Consider the following 18,386-nt stretch of genomic DNA (forward strand, 5'->3'; position numbering starts at 1 on the left):
ACAGTATTTCAACTCGAGGTCTATTTCTGAGAAGGTAGAACCTGTTTATTTGGCTAGCACACTATCTAGCTCTTTTATAAAGCTATGAATCCGTGCCGCATTTTTGCCCAAATCACTCTGTCCAACTCGCGACTTACTACGAATATCAACTAAGCGCTCGCTATCGTTGTCAGTCACACGAATGATCACATCATCTTCAAACCCAAACCAAGCAGTCGTATCTGTTGCTTCGATGATACCTTTATCTACATCAACATTTACAAGCTCCCACCCTAAATTTTCTATGGCTTGTTTGGATGCCTCAACCAATTCAGGCTTTGACTGAGCATAGGTCAGTGTCTGCAAATCAGGATAGGCTGTACGTTGTTGTTCAGCCACTTCTGCACCTGCGTACGCTACGGGATTTGGCGCATCTGCACGTAGTGGAGCAGTCGCGACAAACTCAGGCGGATTCACCAAATCGGTAGAAATATCGTGAATAGGTGGTACATTTTTGGCCGTATTCATCATGCTAAGCGGGACAGCAATTGCAGCGATAGCAAATACGGCTGAGGCTAATGCGCTCCCAAGACTGGCTGTATTCCGTTTAAATAATAGCTGAATAGCTAACAATACCAATGCTGCGATACCAGCAAATAACCCAAATTTAAACCCTGTAAACGCAGTGCCTAATTCTACAACGCCAAATTTGTACAATGGGCCTGCCAGAGCGACTAGCAGAATAGCAATTACACTAGTTAGGCCGATTATTATTTTCATTCATTTTCTCCATTGCGATTTAGCAGCTTATTGAAGGTTACATGAGTTTTTATTTATTGCTCAATAGCCAAACATGTTCTGTGACGGTGATATCAGGTGCAGAGCCTATAGAGGAAGGCTTATTCGCTAGCTCACAGATTTGATAGTGAGCGCTATAATACTGCTCTAGTTGGTTGGCATTAATAGAGAAGGGTGGTCCATTCTTTTTACGCTGATCGTAATTTAGCGTGAGTAAAAGCTGCGGTGTTATTTCATTGTTAGCACCATCAGCTTTACTGGTATCGCTACTAAGTTTCCGCACTTGCTCACTATATTTCACACGCATATCGGCTGGCAGGGCGATTAATGCCGCTTTATCATATACTGCATCAATAGAGCCAACATCTTCAAAAGTCAGTGCAAAAATATCAGCGACCCATAAAGTGATGGTCTGTCCCGACAACTGGCCTTGATAGTATCTAATCGCTGGATTGTCTGCCTGTTGATAGACGGTAGGTTCGATGTTTTGCTCAGCAAAAAATGCTTGTACGGCTGTTTCGACCAATTCAACGCCCACCACGTCATAGCCTTGCGTCGCTAGCCAAACCATATCGATAGATTTACCACAAAGCGGAACGAAAATTCGGCTACCCGCAGTTAAATTGAGGCGGTTAAAGTACTCAATCAATAATGGATTGACCATAGATTGATTGAATCCAATGCGACCTTCTTGCCAACGTTTGTGCCAAAACTCAAGGTTCATGCTGCCATCCTCTATTTGCAAGTTTCTATATATAAGGTTCTAATCTTGATCTGATATATCAAAGGAATAACTAATAAAAAGCCAAACACCTATAATATAAGTGTTTGGCTGGTATCTAACATTAGGCTAAGAAACTTTTTGAATAAATAATGTCTTATTCAATTTAGCTAACCATATATTTGCTAAATTCTTTACGCAGTTTGGCAAGCTTTGGTGGAATTGCAAAGTTACAGTAAGCTTGTCCTGGGTTTCTGTTGAAGAAATCTTGATGTGAGTCTTCTGCCTGATAAAATTCAACGGCAGGATGTACTTCCGTCACCACATTAACACCCATATCGCGTAACTTATTGATGGTACGGTCAACGGTCGGTTTTTGACTGTCTTCGGTATAAAAGACCACGCTGCGATACTGACTACCAACGTCATTGCCTTGACGATCCATCGTGGTGGGATCATGCGTAGCAAAGAAGACATCGAGTATTACTTCTAACGGGACGATAGACTCATCAAATTTGACTTTGATGACTTCGACATGACCAGTCGTACCACTACAGACAGCTTCATAATTGGCAGAGACAGCATCGCCGCCCATGTAGCCTGAGACGACAGATTGCACACCTTTTACCGATAAAAATACAGACTCGGTGCACCAGAAGCAGCCGCCACCTAATACGATCGTTTGCATAATTTTTTCCTATTATTATAAATATGGGTTAAGCGCTATATTTGGTAGTGATGCTCTCGTTTTTCAATGCTTCTTTCAAACGTCTCATTACCCTTGGCACTATTTATTCAGCTTAGCAGGCAAGCCAAAGGCGATAAGTAACAAACAGTAATGTTATAATGGGCTTTTGCTATCTTGCTTCTTTATCAACTGATAATGACAAGCGAACTACCAAGCAAAATTCACCAAGTAATTCTTAATTTCAGTTCTATTCTAAAAAATGAGTCGTCCCATGAGCCAATCCCAGCCTGCTATCAAACATGACACCCTATTTGATAAACCGTTTACCACGCCACTGGATAAGGCCGCACGCTTTTCATTTGATGAGCAAGTGGTGGCTTGTTTCCCTGACATGATTCGTCGCAGTGTACCTGGTTATGGGCAGGTACTGGCTATGCTACCCATATTTGCCCGTCGTCATTGCAAGTATCGTCAGCAGAGCGATAGTGGTCAGCGTGTTAGTCGTGTTTATGACTTGGGCTGTTCATTGGGCGCAGCCAGTATGACGCTAGCTGGTGAATTCGATCCACAAGACTTGCAGATTAAAGCAATTGATATATCACCAGCGATGACGACCGAGGCGACCACGCTACTGAGTGAGAATTATCCTGAGCACGATATCGAAGTAATCACAGCAGATATCCGCGATATTGAGCTTGCGCCGTGCGATATGGTGATTTTGAACTTGACGCTACAGTTTTTGCCAGCTGCTGATAGGGTGGCAGTATTAGAGAAAATTTATGCGGCATTAAGTGAAGGCGGCATATTGGTACTGACTGAAAAAACCCATGCGTTTGATGAGCAATATGATGCATGGTTAGTAGAGCGTTATTACGACTTCAAACGTGCCAATGGTTATACCGAGATGGAAATCAGTGGCAAGCGTAATGCGTTAGAAAATGTGCTGATTACTGACACATTAGATGAGCATCATGCACGGTTGAGTGATGTTGGCTTTAAACGTCATCTGACGTGGTTTCAGTTTTTGAACTTCGTCTCTATTGTGGCGTTTAAATAATCCTTACTTTTAACACAGTTATTTCTTAATCAATACGGTAACCTGCTTTTATGCTCAACGACACTATCATCAACGCCGAACGCGAATTATATCTAACTCTACTAGAGTTGGCACAGCAGCAGCCAAACGCTTATGAATGGCTCAAACGATTACCAACATGGCTAGGTGATATAAAAGACAAAGCTAACTATGCGCATGCGCCTGCCTACCAAGCGTCAGTTGCTCGTTTGCCAAACTTAGCTGTCAATAACGTCGATCTAAACAGCGATACATTGACGATTGAGGCAAATCTAAATGAGTCTCAGCGCAAACAAACAACAGCACTATTAAAGCAGTTGATGCCGTGGCGTAAAGGCCCATTTCAGATTGGCGGTCAAATCGGCGATGATGAGTCAGGTATTAAGATCGATACTGAGTGGCATAGTGATTGGAAATGGAAACGTGTTGCGCCGCATTTAAGTAGATTGGACGGTCGCCGCGTATTGGATGTGGGCGGTGGCTCCGGTTATCATGGCTGGCGCATGGCAGGGGCTGGCGCGGATACGGTTATTATCATTGATCCGTCATGCTTGTTTTATCATCAGTTTATGGCGATTCGTCATTTCGTTGGTGCCGCAGACGTTAGTGATACAGGCCGTTACCGTACGCATTATATCCCTGTACCGCTTGAAGCGTTACCTGAGCACAGTCAGCTGTTCGATACCGTATTTAGCATGGGAGTGCTGTACCATCGCCAGTCACCGTTTGAGCATTTACAACAGCTTAAAGGACAGTTGGTCAAAGGTGGTGAGTTGGTACTTGAGACGTTGGTGATTGAAGGTGATGCCAATACTGTACTGGTGCCGCACGACCGCTACGCGCAGATGAATAACGTCTATTTCTTGCCATCGGTGTCGGCATTAATTGGCTGGTTAGAGAAAGCAGGGTTTTTAGACGTGCGCTGCGTCGATGTGGCAGTCACCTCGACTGAGGAACAACGACAAACCGAATGGATGACCTATCATTCGTTAGCAGATTTTTTAGATCCTAATGATTCTACTAAGACCGTCGAAGGATATCCTGCTCCCATGCGTGCGACTTTGATTGCCAAAAAGTAGCATTGATGGTGGTAGCTAACATAAGGAAAGCACTATGAAGACATTGAAGACTTTTATTGTAGCTACCATCAGCTTGCTATCGCTACCTGCTATGGCAGGTTATGGAACTGTATCCGAAGGCTGGGGCTTTGTACAAGACGACTGGCAAGTGGTTTGTGATAATACGCGGACTTGTCGAGCGGCTGGTTACGCTAGTGAAGCACTAATAGATGAGCCTGCCTCAATATTGCTCACAGCGTTGCCAAAAGTAGCTCTGCCAAAAGCGCAAATTCAGTTTATCTCAGAAGTGCCGCTAGATGATCTGAAGCCTGCTGAGCTTTGGCTGAATAATAAAAACTATGGTGTACTGCAAGCCAACAAAAAAGACAGTCTACTATACGACTTATCAGCCAAGCAGACTCAAGCACTGCTTGATCATGCTCGTATAGTGACTAAGATAGAAATTAGAGCAGGCGACAACTACTGGCAGATTAGCGATAAAGGCATGTCAGCAGTATTGCTTAAACTAGACGATGTACAAGGTCGAGTAGGGACGCCGATAGCATTGGTTAGTAAGAACCACCCAAATCGTCAACGTCCTAAAGTAGCTTTGCCAAAACCAATCATTCAAAAAGCATTTGCGTATTCAGCAAAAGACAATAAAACACTTGCTCCATCAAAGCTGGCGTATTTTCAGAAAAATATTGATAACTGGGTCGATATTAATGTCGAGCAGCTTATAGGGTCCAAGGACGCGATGGGCGACTGTGAGCTGATTAACCCAAAAACTGAAACATATCAGCGAATGTCAGAGTATGGCTCTACGCTGCTTGGTTGGGATTTTATACCGGTTGATGATAGCTATACGTTAGCCGCGCATAGTTGCTGGCTAGGCGCTTACAATTCCAGTAACGGCTATTGGCTCATTGATAATGCAAAACCTAGCAAGCCTACGCTTATCACGACAGCAGGGAATGATTATTTTGATGGTGAGATTTTCGCTACTCACAAAGACCGAGGTATCGGTGACTGCTGGAACCGTACTGCATGGACGTGGAATGGTAAAACGTTTGCTAAGAGTGAAGAGTCTAGTACGGGCATGTGCCGAGGTTTTGCTGGCGGAGCGTGGGACCTACCAACTTATGTGAGTCAGGTCACAAAAAATGATGCTAAGGCTCAATAGCTTATTTGATTTAGAAGACTTTGATCTAAGAAGCCTTGATTTAAATGACTGACACCTTATAAAGCGCAGCAGTCACAAGCCATACATTACATTTTTAGTTTTGCTACTTATGTCCTAAGCGATATCAAAGGATAGTGATAAAAATGGCCAATTAGATTAACCATTTTTTGAAAGCGACTTCCATGACTATCTTAAGGATAAAACCAACAGAACCTGCGCCTAGGGCTAAGAATATCCAAAAAGTACCAGCGCGCCCAGCTTCAGACGTTTTAGAGATATCCCACATAATAAAAAACAAGAAAGCGATGAATATCGGCAACAAGACGTACAGTCCCCAACTGGTGACAGTACTGGCGGCAATAGCAAACATGGCGTAATCCTATAATAGAGTAGTAACGCGTCTTCTATATTTTAGAAGAGCCGTACAAACCATTATTATAACGTGGAAGCAGTCAGGTATAAACGACTGCCCAGTATTGAGCAACAGTAACGCTACAATTCACGTTATGAGTTATTTATCAGTTTTGCATCATTGATATTAGTCAGCCCAAATCACGATAACGGTAAGATTTTAGTGCTAATTTTGGCGCAAATGGTGCAATAAAGCGCAAAGATTGTTATATTTACAGGTTACTTATCTTTTTACATTATTCTATCCCTGCAATGTCGGCCGCTATTATAATAAGCAGTTATCGATTGCTCGCATTCGCACCGTTTTTGTTGTTTATTTAATTGAGTTCAAATTCCTATGTCACAAGCCCAAATTGATACGCTTGCATCCCTATTTAATGATGCAATTCAAACCCTACAAGCAGATGGTACGCTACCAAGCGATTGGCAAAACAACAGTCAAATTACCCGTACAAAAGATTTAAGTCACGGTGATTTTGCCAGTAATATCGCACTAACGGCAGCGAAAGCAGCCAAGGCCAATCCGCGTCAACTTGCTGAAAAAATCGTCAGCGCATTGCCTGACAATCAAGATATTCGCCAAGTAGAAATCGCAGGACCAGGGTTTATCAACGTATTCTTAAACTCGGAAGCTAAGTTTTCCGTATTGGATGATATCTTCACATTGCAAGATCGCTTTGGCTTGAGTAATCAGTTTGACGGTCAAAAAGTCCAAGTTGAGTTCGTCTCTGCCAATCCAACGTCAAGTCTGCACGTTGGTCACGGTCGCGGTGCTGCATTTGGCATGAGCGTTGCTAACCTGCTAGAAGCTATCGGCTATGACGTCACGCGTGAATATTATGTAAATGATGCTGGTCGTCAAATGGACATCTTGGCCACCAGTACATATTTACGTTATCTACAGCTAAATGGTGAAGAGATAACTTTCCCAGTTAACGCCTATCAAGGTGATTATGTCAGTGACATCGCCCAGACGCTAAAAACACAGCATGGCGATAGCTACGTACATAGCTTTGCAAACGTTGCCAAAGATGTGCCAGAAGATGCTCAGTTTGAGATTAATGCTGACGGCGAAAAGACCTTAGTTTCAGGTGATAAAGAAGCGCATATTGATGGCTTGATTGCCAATAGTAAGTCTTTGCTAGGTGACAGCTATGCGTTATTTTTAAACGCAGCCTTGAGCAGTATTTTGGCGGATATCAAAGACGACTTAAACGACTTTGGCGTGAGCTACGAGTGCTGGTTTAGCGAAAGATCTATCGATAGCGAGATTGAGCCTGTTCTACAGATACTAGATGACAAAGGCTACCTATACGAAAAAGACGGCAATATTTGGTTTAAATCGACCGATTTTGGCGATGAGAAAGACCGTGTGGTACGCCGTGCCAATGGTCAGTCGACGTATTTTGCTTCTGACATCGCTTATCATAAAAACAAGTTTGATCGCGGCTTTGATAAAGTCATTAACGTTTGGGGCGCAGACCACCATGGTTATGTCCCACGCGTAAAAGCCGCTCTATTGGCTCTTGGGATTGATGCCGAACGCCTTGACGTGGTGCTTGTACAGTTTGTCGCGTTATGGCGTGGTTCTGAAAAGGTACAAATGTCTTCGCGTTCTGGTCAGTTTGTGACTTTGCGTGAGCTACGTGCAGAAGTCGGTAACGATGCTGCACGATTCTACTATGTCGCGCGTAAGCCTGAAGTGCATGTTGATTTTGATTTAGAACTTGCCAAATCACAAAGCAAAGACAATCAAGTGTATTATATCCAGTATGCTCATGCGCGCGTTTGCCGCGTGTTAGAAAAACTGGCAACCTACGATTTGGCAGTAGATGATGCTGTTGGTTTGGCACATCAAGATTTGCTAAGTGCACCAAACGAAGACGAGCTGATTAAACTGTTAGCAGGATATCCAGCGACGTTACTTCGCGCAGCGACTGGTTACGAGCCGCACGTCTTGACCAACTACCTAAAAGAGCTGGCGGCATTGTTCCATGGTTGGTATGACACCAACCGTATCTTGCCTATGAGCCTGACGTCAGGTGAAACGCCAAGTCAAGATGAGCTAGACTTAATGCAAGCACGTTTGCGTCTGTCCAAAGCCGTTAGACAGGTACTGGCAAATGGGCTTAGCCTGCTAGGCTTGTCTGCACCGTCTAGCATGTAGTGCTTTTCTAATATGTGACATGAGTATAGACAGCTGATAGCATTAATTCGATGATGATAGTTAAATCCAGTAGGGAGAACGAGATCCATGCTAGCCAAAAAACCTAAAGGCGCAACAGAAAAGCGCAAATCAAGTAGCGTATCAGGCTTATTGTGGATGTTTGTTGGGGCCGTATTGACCCTTATGATTGGGGTGTTTATCTACCTCTCACCATTATTCAATTTCAGCCCCGCTGATGGTAGTGCTGAGAACGATTCTGATCGCCAAGTACAGCCACGTGTGGATACTGATACTGACAATGGCGATTATGAGTTCTACGATATTTTACCTAATCAAGAGATGGCAACCATCCCTGACGAAGATATCGCTGACATTGATAATGATCAAATAGGTGATATAGGTGCGTTTGAACCAGACGTCGTCGTGACTCAACCAGATAGTGATGCAGGCAGTACCGAAACGGGCAGCTTCGGTGGTTCGGAAAATGCGACTGTCGAACCTGCTGGTGCTAACAATGCTGGGTCGAGTGAGGATATCGTTGTCGTTGAAGAAGATGCAACTTATGATGGTACGCCGCCTGCTACTAGTAACGCTACAACCCGCAATAACAGTGCAGCAGCAGGGACGGCGAGCATCCAAGCTGCCAAACCTGCAGCGACCTATATCTTGCAGATCAATAGCTTTAGTGATGCAGATGAAGCAGATCGTCGCCGTGCGCAAGTACTGATGGCGGGTGTCGATGCTCGCGTGGTCAAAAACACGACGGGCAATGGCTTGCCAATTTATCAAGTCATCTCGCGTCCTTTGAATAACCGTCAAGCAGTAACGACGGCACAGCAGCGCCTACAGAACAATGGTATAGACTCTATTATCGTTGAACAGCGTCGCTAGGTTCAGTCGTTTAAAGTTATTGTATTTATTAAAAAAGCGTCGTAATGACGCTTTTTTTATCTCTTTATTTTATCAAAATCTTTCTAGCTGTTTTATCCTATTAAACGTCCATTAAGAGTATGGCTATGACCGTATCTAACTCAGTAACACCGCAAGCAGGCATTATTAAAGCGTTCTTTCAAAAATACTTTATCGATGCTTTTACTGGTATGGCTCTCGGGCTATTTGTCACGTTGATCGCAGGTCTAATTATCTCGCAAATCGGTGGCTGGTTAGATTTGCCAGCATTGGTCGCGGTCGGGAAACTTGCCTCGATATTAATGGGTGCTGGTATCGGGGTAGGTATCGCTTACTATCTCAAAGCACCAACGCTAGTGATGCTTAGCTGCCTCGTAGCGGGTATGCTTGGTGCCCATTCCGAAGCACTAATGGCAGGCACGCTCTTTACGCCGCAAGTGGGTGGGCCTGCAACCTTTGTAGCACTGCCGGGTAATCCCATTGGTGCTTATCTGACCTCTGTGTTTGCTTATCGTACTGGCACTTGGGTCGCTGGTAAGACGAAGCTTGATATTCTATTGGTGCCATTGGTTGTGTGTGGTATTGCACTATTAGTCTGCGCACTGCTTAATCCGCCGATCGTAGCAGGGGTCGCTGCGATCGGCCAGGGTATTCATGCCGCTACTGAATTACAGCCCCTGCTAATGGGTATCGTCATTGCTGTAGTGGTTGGTATTTTATTGACCCTACCAACGTCAAGTGCAGCTATTTGTATTGCTATTGGGCTTGGTGGCTTGGCGGGCGGGGCAGCAGTGGTTGGCTGTGCAGCGCATATGATTGGTTTTGCTGTTGCAAGTTTTAAAGACAATGGCGTTAGTGGCGTTATCTCTCAAGGCTTGGGTACCAGTATGCTGCAAATCCCTAATGTGCTCAGAAAACCTATCGTTCTGCTACCTGCTGTCATTGCTAGCGCTATTGTTGGGCCGATCGCGACCGTTGGTTTTGGATTAGCTTGTACCGCGACAGGTGCGGGTATGGGTACTGCTGGTTTGGTCGGTGTGTTTGGGGTGATTGAAGCGTCACAAGAGATTATGAGCACTGGTCAGCTGTGGACAGCGATTATTCTATTGATGTTTGTACTGCCTGCGGTGATTGCAGGGTTGGTGGCTTATATCATGCGCCGTATAGGCTGGTTAGTCGCTGGTGATATGAAGCTGCCTTAATCTTTGAAGTATTGAACTGAAATATCATCAATAGTCTCAAAATTCAGTCTTATCCTCAATCGGCAATAACAATGCTTAAAAAAGCCCAGCTACGACTATAGCTGGGCTTTTTATATATAAATTCATCACTTTCTCATGAAATAGGCAGTGTTTATAAAATATTATTTGACCGTCTTTAGCTTCTTATGACGACGTGGTTTTAGCTTGCGGGACAGTTGATGGAAGTCGTTCAGCACTTGACTATAATGTGAGGGAAATACACGTTGGATGGCATCAATCATCTTGGCATCGTTACCAATCAGGCAGCGCTGTTGGTTGGTCGCTGCGGCATATAGGATAATCCAAGCCGCTTCATTGGCATCGAATTTTAAGAATTTATTAAAACTTCTGATGGTTTTAGGCCCAGTACTCATACCAATATCATGGATGCTCTCATTGCCGCGCGCACTGTTGGCAATATTGGTTTTGATGCCACCTGGATGGATACAAGTCGCTGATACTCCGCAGTTCTGAATGTTTAGCTCTTGGCGTAAGCTCTCTGTGAAGCCGCGTACGGCAAATTTACTAGAGTTGTAGGCGGACTGTGATGGCTGAGCGGTCAAACCAAACAGACTTGAGATATTGATAATATGTCCATGCTCGCCAAACTGGCTTTGTTTAACGCTGTTTTTGATTAATGGTAAAAATGCCTTAGTGCCGTAAACCACGCCCCAAAAATTAATGTTCATTACCCATTCAAGCTCACTAATACTACTGCCTTCGACAGTAGAGTAGAGCGCGACACCTGCATTGTTAAAGATAAAATTTACTTTGCCATGATCGCTCATGACGCTATCAGCCCACGATTCTACAGCTTTATGATCTGACACATCGAGTACAGTCATCGTGACGTTGACATCATAATTGGTAAGTAACTGTTTGGTCGCTGCCAGTTGTTCAGGATTGATGTCTGATAGTGCAACGTGACAGCCCATTTTTGCTAAATGAACGGCCAGCTCACGCCCCATACCAGAGCCTGCGCCTGTGATAGCAGCGACATGGTTGCGATAGTAGGATTCAACGTCCGAGTCATCCAATGAAGCATGGTTAGAAGAAAATGGTAAATGTTGGCGCAATGAAGTCGCCATAGCGGTCACATGGTTGAGCATAATAAACAATCCTTTGTCTTATTAATCATATGAGTTGTAAGGACTATATATAGTGGTATATAGAAATAAAGTATAAAGGTCAAAACAGACTATCTACATTAGCATGGTTTGCACTGATGCTTACTCGCGATTGATAAACGCTGCTGTCATTTCAGGACAGAAGTAATGAATGTCGCCAATTTTCAGTAGGCAAGTTATCTAGTAGGCAAGCTATCTAACAGATAACTTGATTAAATAATAGGCATAAAAAAAGCGCCTGAGCTTATTTAGCCAGACGCTTTTTTAGTAGTCCGCTAATGATAACGGACTATTTATAACAATTATAACTTAAGCAATTTTAGGTACTTTACCTTCATTGATAACGTCCGCATCAACCATTACAGTTTTAGCATTTTCCATAGAAGGTAGCTCATACATGGTCTCAAGCAGCGCATTTTCTACGATAGAACGTAGACCACGAGCACCAGTCTTACGCTCCATTGCTTTTTTGGCGATGGCATCTAGTGCTCCTTGGGTAAAGCTAATTTCAGCACCTTCCATATCGAACAAGTACTTGTACTGTTTTACCAGTGCGTTCTTAGGTTCGGTCAGGATTTGTACCAAGGCTGCTTCATCTAGCTCTTGCAGTGCCGCAAGTACTGGCAGACGACCGATCAGCTCAGGAATCAGACCAAACTTGATCAGATCTTCTGGCTCGACTTCTTGTAGCAAGTCTGAGCTACGACGGCTGTCGTCTTTTGAGCTAACATCGGCGTTAAAACCAATACCGCCTTTTTCGGTACGTTGCTGAATGACTTTATCAAGTCCAGCAAATGCACCACCAACGATGATTAGGATGTTGCTGGTATCAACTTGGATCAACTCTTGCTGTGGGTGCTTACGACCACCGTGCGGCGGGATAGCAGCTACAGTACCTTCGATTAGCTTTAGCAACGCTTGCTGCACGCCTTCACCTGACACATCACGCGTGATAGATGGGTTGTCGCCTTTTTTACTGATTTTGTCGATTTCATCAATATAGATGATACCTTGCTCAGCTTTGGCCACATCATAGTCAGAAGCTTGAAGTAGCTTTTGTACGATGTTTTCAACGTCTTCACCAACATAACCAGCTTCGGTTAAGGTCGTGGCATCAGCCATCGCAAAAGGTACATCTAATAGACGAGCTAAGGTTTGCGCAAGTAGCGTCTTACCAGAACCAGTTGGACCGATTAGCAAGATATTACTCTTAGCCAATTCTACCATTGCATCGTCAGCGCCGATCTTGGCTTTTTTGCTGTCGTTGGCTAGCGTCTGGCTAACTTTTAGACGTTTGTAATGGTTATAGACGGCAACAGCCAATGCTTTTTTGGCAGCGTCCTGACCGATGACATATTCATCAAGCTTGGCACGCAGCTCTTTTGGCGTTGGTAGTTTTTTATTGACCCAAGAAGTATCTACTTCGCTATCGTCATCACCGTGCTCTGCGCTGTCTGCGATTAAGTCAGTACATAGCTCGATACATTCATTGCAGATATTGGCATCGTCAGCAGCAATCAGTTGCTGTACATCGCTTTTGGCTTTACCGCAAAACGAACACTGCGGGGTATTATCTTCTGCCATAAAAGGCGCTCCTAAAATTTAAAACTGGTTAGTTTATTTGTAGTATGTCAATTATCGTATTCATTCAATGGTCATACCTTCCAATAGATCAGGTATGACATTGATAACGGTTTATCGTACGGCAAATAAACTATAAAAGGTCTTATGACTGCACTCTCGATGAAGAGGCATCACGTTAATGCTTAGATTACAAAGACTCGGGGCGACGCTCTAATACTTCGTCAACCAAACCATACTCTTTGGCTTCTTGTGCATCTAACCAATAATCACGCTCAACGTCTTTTTCGATTTTTTCTACTGGCTGACCAGTGCGCTCAGCTAAGATACTATTTAGACGTGCACGAGTTTTAAGGATTTCACGAGCATTAATTTCGATATCTGTTGCTTGACCCTGCGCGCCGCCTGAAGGCTGATGAATCATAACGCGAGCATTAGCAAGTGAATAGCGCTTGCCTTTTTGACCAGCGGCCAATAGGAATGAACCCATGCTGTAAGCACCGCCCATACAGATAGTAGATACTTCAGGTTTGATGAAGTTCATGGTATCGAAAATAGCCAAGCCAGCGCTTACTGAGCCGCCTGGTGAGTTGATATACAAATGGATATCTTTGTCAGGGTTTTCAGCTTCTAAGAATAGCAACTGGGCAACGATAAGGTTAGCCATGTTGTCTTCGACCTGACCGGTCAAAAAGATAACGCGCTCACGTAATAGACGTGAAAAAATATCAAACGAGCGTTCACCGCGTGAGGACTGTTCAACCACCATAGGTACTAAAGCCGCTTGTGTGGTCTGTACTTCTTTGTGCGCACTCATCAGCATATCAAAATGCGGGTTGGCAGTGATGCGATCATAATCTGTCATAGAAAAGTCCTATCGATAAATGTATAAAATAAAAATGGATTGAATGATTTTATTGTCTAGTAGTTTTTGACTAATGGGTTGTTTATAAGGGGGCTGCGCTCACTATTCAAGCCTACAAAACTGGTTTGTGCATAAAATAGGTGAAAAAGTGACCCTCCGATATTGCTAGGACTCATTACTTATATTAAAACTGATACTAAAAATACGTCTAGAAGTAGATAAATACTATCTTATCTATTATCAAGTCGTACAGATATCGACAGTATCTGTATCGATACAAATAGCGTAAATCATGTCTGACCTGACTTTTTAACATAGAATACCTGATTAATAGCCCTATAATCCACCTATCTTACTGACTAAGCCTGCAAATAGTTATGCGTTTAGTATTTTTGCTTATCTAATGTCCTCAGAGAGTATTGCGCTAACAATAACGCTAAAAAATGCACCGTTATGGACAAAATGTACCGTTTTGGTGCAAATATCTGCTGATTTTATAAATAGATAAGGCTCAAAAAACGTTTAGAAAATAGCTGGAAATATACGGTTATTTTTATCGTCCAATCCAAAAAAGAAAAAGCACAGACAAATCAAAGTTTTGAGTTGGTAAGGTTTTTATTTGACTATCTGCTATCAAGAGTTGGCACAGTGCTTGTATCAATAAAAACATTGACGCTTTTATTTATCGTGGTGCGCTATAGGCACGATAAATGGTGTACGCTGTATTTCTCCGTTATTATTCTGATATTACTGTCGCTAATGTACTGTAGTTAACGATTGGCAATAGGGTTCTTAACACATAGCAAATGATAGCTGTCATACAAAATACTGAAACATATTTAATTGGTAAATGAGTATATAAAATGAGTTGGGCCTCTTCTTTAGCATTAAGCTTTGACACTGTTAGCAGTACAAGTACGGCCAAAGAAGGTACGGCTGATAACTCAAAAACGCGGCTTTATCATCGTAAGCATACAGGTGCCTTGATGGTACAGCGTGCTCTATATCCTGAGCCAAGCGTACAGCAGGGTATTTGTCACATACTAATGTTGTACCCGCCAGCCGGTATCGCAGGTGGCGATACGTTGACCATAGACCTAAACTTAGATAGTGGTAGCCACGCTGTTATCACCACACCAGGGGCAGGTAAGTGGTACGGCAAGGACAGCGTTAGCCAAAAACATAAAGCTCCGTTGGGCGCCAACGACACTCACCAAAGTATGGATCAAAATGAAATAGCTGCCTATGCAAGCCAACATGTACAGGCAAACCTCGCAGCACATACCCGTTTAGAATGGCTGCTGCAAGAGAGTATCATTTATAACGAAGCCAATATGCATGCAGTGAGTCGCTTCGATTTGACAGATTCCTCTAGTCTACTAACATGGGAGATTAGCGTATTTGGGCGGCAAGCTTACGACGAGCAGTTTTTGCAAGGGCATTATCATACTGGATTGAACATCTACCGAGATGGTAAGGTTGTCGTTGCTGAGCGAGTGGCACAGGCAGCACAAAATCGCTGGTTTACCTCAAATTTAGGATTAGCAAACCAGCATATTTATGGATCGTTTTGGGCAGTACCAAGCTTAATCGATGTCCATGACAATCTTGCACTCTCCGCGTCACAAACCACGCAATCGACCGAAACAGCCCAAGCAACTATCAAGCAGTCATTAACCCGCTATCTAGACAATACCGTAGCAGCATTACGACAAGTAATTGCTCAAGCACAACTGCCTGTCTACTGCACTCATAATTGCCAAGCGATCAATATCCGCTACATTGGCTCAGATGTACGAGGTTGTTTTGAAGCGTTTTATCAGCTAAGAGAAGTCTTGCGAGATCATTGGTGGCAACTTGAGCCTTGTCGTCCACGTATTTGGGACACCTAATACGGCCACTTTTAATAATGAAACTAAGATATATTGCGACTATTTTTAATCGATATTTAATGCTTTGAAAACCTCTAATCTGCTATAAATATAATGATAAGTACAATAAGGAATTGTCATGCACCTGACCCCAACAGAAAAAGACAAACTCATGCTATTTACGGCTGGTATGGTGGCTGAGCGTCGCAAAAATCGCGGTGTTAAACTCAATTATCCCGAAGCCATCGCTTATATCAGTATGCTGCTGATGGAAGGCGCACGAGACGGTAAAAGAGTCGCCGAGCTGATGAGTGAAGGTGCTACGTATTTGTCTGCTGATGATGTCATGGAAGGGGTGGCAGAGATGGTCGATGAAGTGCAAATCGAGGCGACCTTTCCTGATGGCACCAAACTGGTCACGGTACATAATCCCATCGTGTAACGCTGTATACCATTGTTATAGCACTGAAATGCTCACTATAAAATAAGGCGGCTACCATGCAAGCAGGCGAATACCATATCCAAGATGGCGATATTATCTTAAACCAAGGGCGACAGGTGCAGACCATCAGTGTGAGTAATACTGGTGATAGACCTATCCAAATCGGCTCGCATTATCACTTTTATGAAGTCAATGATGCCTTGAGTTTTGAGAGAGAGCAGACTCGGGGTTTTCGTCTCAATATTATCTCTGGAACCGCCGTACGTTTTGAACCTGGTCAATCGCGGGAAGTAGAATTGGTAGCATACGCTGGCAAGCAAGATGTATATGGTTTTGCTGGGCGCGTCATGGGCGCCGCTCATCCAGACGAAGCATTAGAGAGCACTACTGATAAAAAGGTAACCACTACTTCGCAGAAGCGAGTCAGTCGTCGTATTTATGCTGAGCATTTTGGTCCTACCACAGGTGACAAGGTTCGCCTAGCCGACACGGAATTGTGGCTACAGGTTGAGGCTGACTTGACCAGTTATCAGGATACTGATCAGGCTGCAGCACTGCAAAACGGTGAGCGTGCTAGCAAACCTATCGAGATAAAAGGCGAAGAAGTCAAATTTGGTGGTGGTAAAGTCATCCGTGATGGCATGGGACAAGGACAGTTACTAGGCGCGGAAGTTGCCGATACGGTTATTACCAATGCATTGGTCGTTGACTATACAGGCATCTATAAAGCGGATATTGGTATCAAAGATGGTCGTATCAGTGCCATTGGCAAAGCGGGCAATCCTGATATCCAGCCCGCTATTGATATTCCTATTGGCGGAGCTACCGAAATCATCTCTGGCGAAGGCAAAATCCTGACAGCAGGTGGCGTCGATAGTCATATTCATTTTATCGCGCCCCAGCAGTGTGAGACGGCGCTTATGTCAGGGGTAACTACGATGCTGGGCGGCGGCACAGGGCCAGCTCAAGGTACGCTCGCTACTACTTGTACACCAGGGGCGTATCATATTGCCTCAATGCTAAAGTCTACTGATAGTATCCCTATGAATATTGGACTACTGGGTAAAGGCAATGTGAGTGTACCAGAACCCATTGCTGAACAAATCGAAGCAGGTGCCGTGGGGCTGAAGCTACATGAAGATTGGGGTACAACACCGCAAGCTATTGATAACTGCTTGAGTGTCGCTGACGACTATGATGTGCAGGTGGCCATTCATACCGATACTTTAAATGAAAGTGGCTATCTAGAGAGTACACTTGCTGCTTTTAAAAACCGCTGTATCCATACTTTTCATACTGAAGGGGCAGGTGGTGGCCATGCGCCCGATATTCTAAAGGCTATTGGCGAGTCGCATGTGCTGCCATCTTCAACCAACCCAACGCGACCATACACCGTCAATACCATTGATGAGCATCTCGATATGCTGATGGTTTGTCATCACCTAAGTCCTGCTATTGCTGAAGATGTGGCCTTTGCTGAGAGCCGTATTCGTCAAGAAACCATCGCCGCAGAAGATATCTTGCATGATTTGGGTGCTATCTCGATGATGAGTAGTGATTCGCAAGCGATGGGGCGGGTGGGTGAAGTAGTCATCCGTACATGGCAAACCGCGCACAAAATGAAAGTTCAACGTGGCCATCTAGCGCCAGATGCAACGGCGAACATTGAGGATGAGCAACAGTACATCACTTTGACAGACTATGACCAAAGCGCGGATAACGACAACTTTCGTATCAAACGCTATATCGCAAAATATACCATAAATCCTGCGATTACTCACGGTATCAGCGATATGGTCGGCTCAATCGAAGTAGGTAAATGGGCAGATATAGTGCTATGGTCGCCCAAGTTTTTTGGGGTAAAGCCTGAGTGCATCATCAAAGGCGGGCTTATCGCTGCGGTACCGATGGGCGATATTAATGCCTCTATTCCTACTCCTCAGCCTGTGCATTATCGTCCTATGTTTGCTACATATCCAAAATCGGTTGCCCAGACCAGCATTACCTTTATGTCGCAAGCGGCGATCGACAAACAAGTGGATAAGCAGCTTGGGTTGACCAAAGTCATTCAGCCAGTACACGGCATCCGTAAAATTCGTAAAAGCGATATGCGCTTTAACAGCTACTGCCCAGATATGGATATCAATCCTGAGACTTATGAAGTACGTGCCGATGGTAAGACACTGACCTGCGAGCCAGCTGATGTATTACCCATGGCACAGCGTTACTTCTTATTTTAAAGCTTATGATGCACGTTTATAAGAGCTCTA

General features: G+C 44.0%; 16 protein-coding genes. 9 read left to right on the forward strand and 7 right to left on the reverse strand.

The features are described 5' to 3' along the window. Positions 1-45 precede the first annotated feature (45 nt). The 3 genes from CXF69_RS04660 to msrA form a co-directional block, all read right to left on the reverse strand. Positions 46-759: a DUF1499 domain-containing protein gene (locus CXF69_RS04660; protein ID WP_101205304.1), complete on the reverse strand. Its 714-nt coding sequence runs from the start codon at positions 757-759 to the stop codon at positions 46-48. 49 nt (positions 760-808) lie between these two features. Continuing rightward, the gene (gene tmpT / locus CXF69_RS04665; protein WP_102078184.1) at positions 809-1,501 is read right to left on the reverse strand and encodes a thiopurine S-methyltransferase; all 693 of its coding nucleotides are present in this window, start codon (positions 1,499-1,501) and stop codon (positions 809-811) included. A 163-nt stretch (positions 1,502-1,664) separates the two neighbouring features. Continuing rightward, positions 1,665-2,186, reverse strand: a complete 522-nt coding sequence (gene msrA / locus CXF69_RS04670; protein WP_102078185.1) for a peptide-methionine (S)-S-oxide reductase MsrA — start codon at positions 2,184-2,186, stop codon at positions 1,665-1,667. A 259-nt stretch (positions 2,187-2,445) separates the two neighbouring features. Between msrA and cmoA the strand changes: the two genes are divergently transcribed. The 3 genes from cmoA to CXF69_RS04685 are packed head-to-tail and all read left to right on the forward strand — an operon-like array spanning position 2,446 to position 5,502. After that, complete coding sequence (cmoA, locus tag CXF69_RS04675) at positions 2,446-3,243, forward strand: carboxy-S-adenosyl-L-methionine synthase CmoA (protein ID WP_101205307.1); 798 nt, start codon at positions 2,446-2,448, stop codon at positions 3,241-3,243. Positions 3,244-3,293: 50 nt separating this feature from the next. Beyond that, positions 3,294-4,340, forward strand: coding sequence for a tRNA 5-methoxyuridine(34)/uridine 5-oxyacetic acid(34) synthase CmoB (gene cmoB / locus CXF69_RS04680; protein WP_101205308.1), 1,047 nt, complete (start codon positions 3,294-3,296; stop codon positions 4,338-4,340). A 34-nt stretch (positions 4,341-4,374) separates the two neighbouring features. After that, the gene (locus CXF69_RS04685) at positions 4,375-5,502 is read left to right on the forward strand and encodes a DUF1176 domain-containing protein (protein ID WP_101205309.1); all 1,128 of its coding nucleotides are present in this window, start codon (positions 4,375-4,377) and stop codon (positions 5,500-5,502) included. Positions 5,503-5,653: 151 nt separating this feature from the next. Here CXF69_RS04685 and CXF69_RS04690 read toward each other — a convergent pair whose 3' ends face one another. Then, positions 5,654-5,872, reverse strand: coding sequence for a DUF2788 domain-containing protein (locus CXF69_RS04690; RefSeq protein WP_101205310.1), 219 nt, complete (start codon positions 5,870-5,872; stop codon positions 5,654-5,656). Positions 5,873-6,250: 378 nt separating this feature from the next. On the opposite strand from CXF69_RS04690, the gene argS reads away from it, so the two are divergent. The 3 genes from argS (at position 6,251) to CXF69_RS04705 (ending at position 10,191) form a co-directional block, all read left to right on the forward strand. Beyond that, a complete protein-coding gene (gene argS / locus CXF69_RS04695; RefSeq protein WP_101205311.1) occupies positions 6,251-8,080 on the forward strand; it encodes an arginine--tRNA ligase in 1,830 nt (609 codons plus the stop codon). Positions 8,081-8,167: 87 nt separating this feature from the next. Continuing rightward, positions 8,168-8,971: an SPOR domain-containing protein gene (locus tag CXF69_RS04700; protein ID WP_101205312.1), complete on the forward strand. Its 804-nt coding sequence runs from the start codon at positions 8,168-8,170 to the stop codon at positions 8,969-8,971. A gap of 125 nt (positions 8,972-9,096) precedes the next feature. Then, positions 9,097-10,191, forward strand: coding sequence for a PTS sugar transporter subunit IIC (locus CXF69_RS04705; protein WP_101205313.1), 1,095 nt, complete (start codon positions 9,097-9,099; stop codon positions 10,189-10,191). Positions 10,192-10,352: 161 nt separating this feature from the next. On the opposite strand, the gene CXF69_RS04710 is transcribed toward CXF69_RS04705, so the two are convergent. From CXF69_RS04710 to clpP, 3 genes are all read right to left on the reverse strand, one after another. Continuing rightward, entirely contained in the window at positions 10,353-11,339 is a 987-nt protein-coding gene (locus tag CXF69_RS04710) for an SDR family NAD(P)-dependent oxidoreductase (RefSeq protein ID WP_101205314.1), read from the reverse strand. 327 nt (positions 11,340-11,666) lie between these two features. Beyond that, positions 11,667-12,941 carry an ATP-dependent Clp protease ATP-binding subunit ClpX gene (gene clpX / locus CXF69_RS04715; RefSeq protein WP_101205315.1) on the reverse strand — a complete coding sequence of 425 codons (1,275 nt, stop codon included), beginning with the start codon at positions 12,939-12,941 and terminating at the stop codon, positions 11,667-11,669. A gap of 187 nt (positions 12,942-13,128) precedes the next feature. Further along, complete coding sequence (gene clpP / locus CXF69_RS04720; RefSeq protein WP_197411852.1) at positions 13,129-13,755, reverse strand: ATP-dependent Clp endopeptidase proteolytic subunit ClpP; 627 nt, start codon at positions 13,753-13,755, stop codon at positions 13,129-13,131. Positions 13,756-14,666: 911 nt separating this feature from the next. On the opposite strand from clpP, the gene CXF69_RS04725 reads away from it, so the two are divergent. The 3 genes from CXF69_RS04725 (at position 14,667) to ureC (ending at position 18,356) form a co-directional block, all read left to right on the forward strand. Further along, complete coding sequence (locus CXF69_RS04725; RefSeq protein WP_101205316.1) at positions 14,667-15,695, forward strand: urease accessory protein UreD; 1,029 nt, start codon at positions 14,667-14,669, stop codon at positions 15,693-15,695. 118 nt (positions 15,696-15,813) lie between these two features. Continuing rightward, positions 15,814-16,116 carry an urease subunit gamma gene (gene ureA, locus CXF69_RS04730; protein ID WP_057761815.1) on the forward strand — a complete coding sequence of 101 codons (303 nt, stop codon included), beginning with the start codon at positions 15,814-15,816 and terminating at the stop codon, positions 16,114-16,116. A 56-nt stretch (positions 16,117-16,172) separates the two neighbouring features. Next, a complete protein-coding gene (ureC, locus tag CXF69_RS04735; RefSeq protein WP_101205317.1) occupies positions 16,173-18,356 on the forward strand; it encodes an urease subunit alpha in 2,184 nt (727 codons plus the stop codon). The last annotated feature ends 30 nt before the right edge of the window (positions 18,357-18,386 follow it).

This window comes from Psychrobacter sp. Choline-02u-9 (genome assembly GCF_002836505.1).
Classification (GTDB): domain Bacteria; phylum Pseudomonadota; class Gammaproteobacteria; order Pseudomonadales; family Moraxellaceae; genus Psychrobacter.

Coding starts and splice junctions, on each gene's coding strand:
- CXF69_RS04660 (WP_101205304.1), bottom strand. CDS start 759: ATGAAAATAATAATCGGCCTAACTAGTGTAATTGCTATTCTGCTAGTC.
- tmpT (WP_102078184.1), bottom strand. CDS start 1,501: ATGAACCTTGAGTTTTGGCACAAACGTTGGCAAGAAGGTCGCATTGGA.
- msrA (WP_102078185.1), bottom strand. CDS start 2,186: ATGCAAACGATCGTATTAGGTGGCGGCTGCTTCTGGTGCACCGAGTCT.
- cmoA (WP_101205307.1), top strand. CDS start 2,446: ATGAGTCGTCCCATGAGCCAATCCCAGCCTGCTATCAAACATGACACC.
- cmoB (WP_101205308.1), top strand. CDS start 3,294: ATGCTCAACGACACTATCATCAACGCCGAACGCGAATTATATCTAACT.
- CXF69_RS04685 (WP_101205309.1), top strand. CDS start 4,375: ATGAAGACATTGAAGACTTTTATTGTAGCTACCATCAGCTTGCTATCG.
- CXF69_RS04690 (WP_101205310.1), bottom strand. CDS start 5,872: ATGTTTGCTATTGCCGCCAGTACTGTCACCAGTTGGGGACTGTACGTC.
- argS (WP_101205311.1), top strand. CDS start 6,251: ATGTCACAAGCCCAAATTGATACGCTTGCATCCCTATTTAATGATGCA.
- CXF69_RS04700 (WP_101205312.1), top strand. CDS start 8,168: ATGCTAGCCAAAAAACCTAAAGGCGCAACAGAAAAGCGCAAATCAAGT.
- CXF69_RS04705 (WP_101205313.1), top strand. CDS start 9,097: ATGACCGTATCTAACTCAGTAACACCGCAAGCAGGCATTATTAAAGCG.
- CXF69_RS04710 (WP_101205314.1), bottom strand. CDS start 11,339: ATGCTCAACCATGTGACCGCTATGGCGACTTCATTGCGCCAACATTTA.
- clpX (WP_101205315.1), bottom strand. CDS start 12,941: ATGGCAGAAGATAATACCCCGCAGTGTTCGTTTTGCGGTAAAGCCAAA.
- clpP (WP_197411852.1), bottom strand. CDS start 13,755: ATGAGTGCGCACAAAGAAGTACAGACCACACAAGCGGCTTTAGTACCT.
- CXF69_RS04725 (WP_101205316.1), top strand. CDS start 14,667: ATGAGTTGGGCCTCTTCTTTAGCATTAAGCTTTGACACTGTTAGCAGT.
- ureA (WP_057761815.1), top strand. CDS start 15,814: ATGCACCTGACCCCAACAGAAAAAGACAAACTCATGCTATTTACGGCT.
- ureC (WP_101205317.1), top strand. CDS start 16,173: ATGCAAGCAGGCGAATACCATATCCAAGATGGCGATATTATCTTAAAC.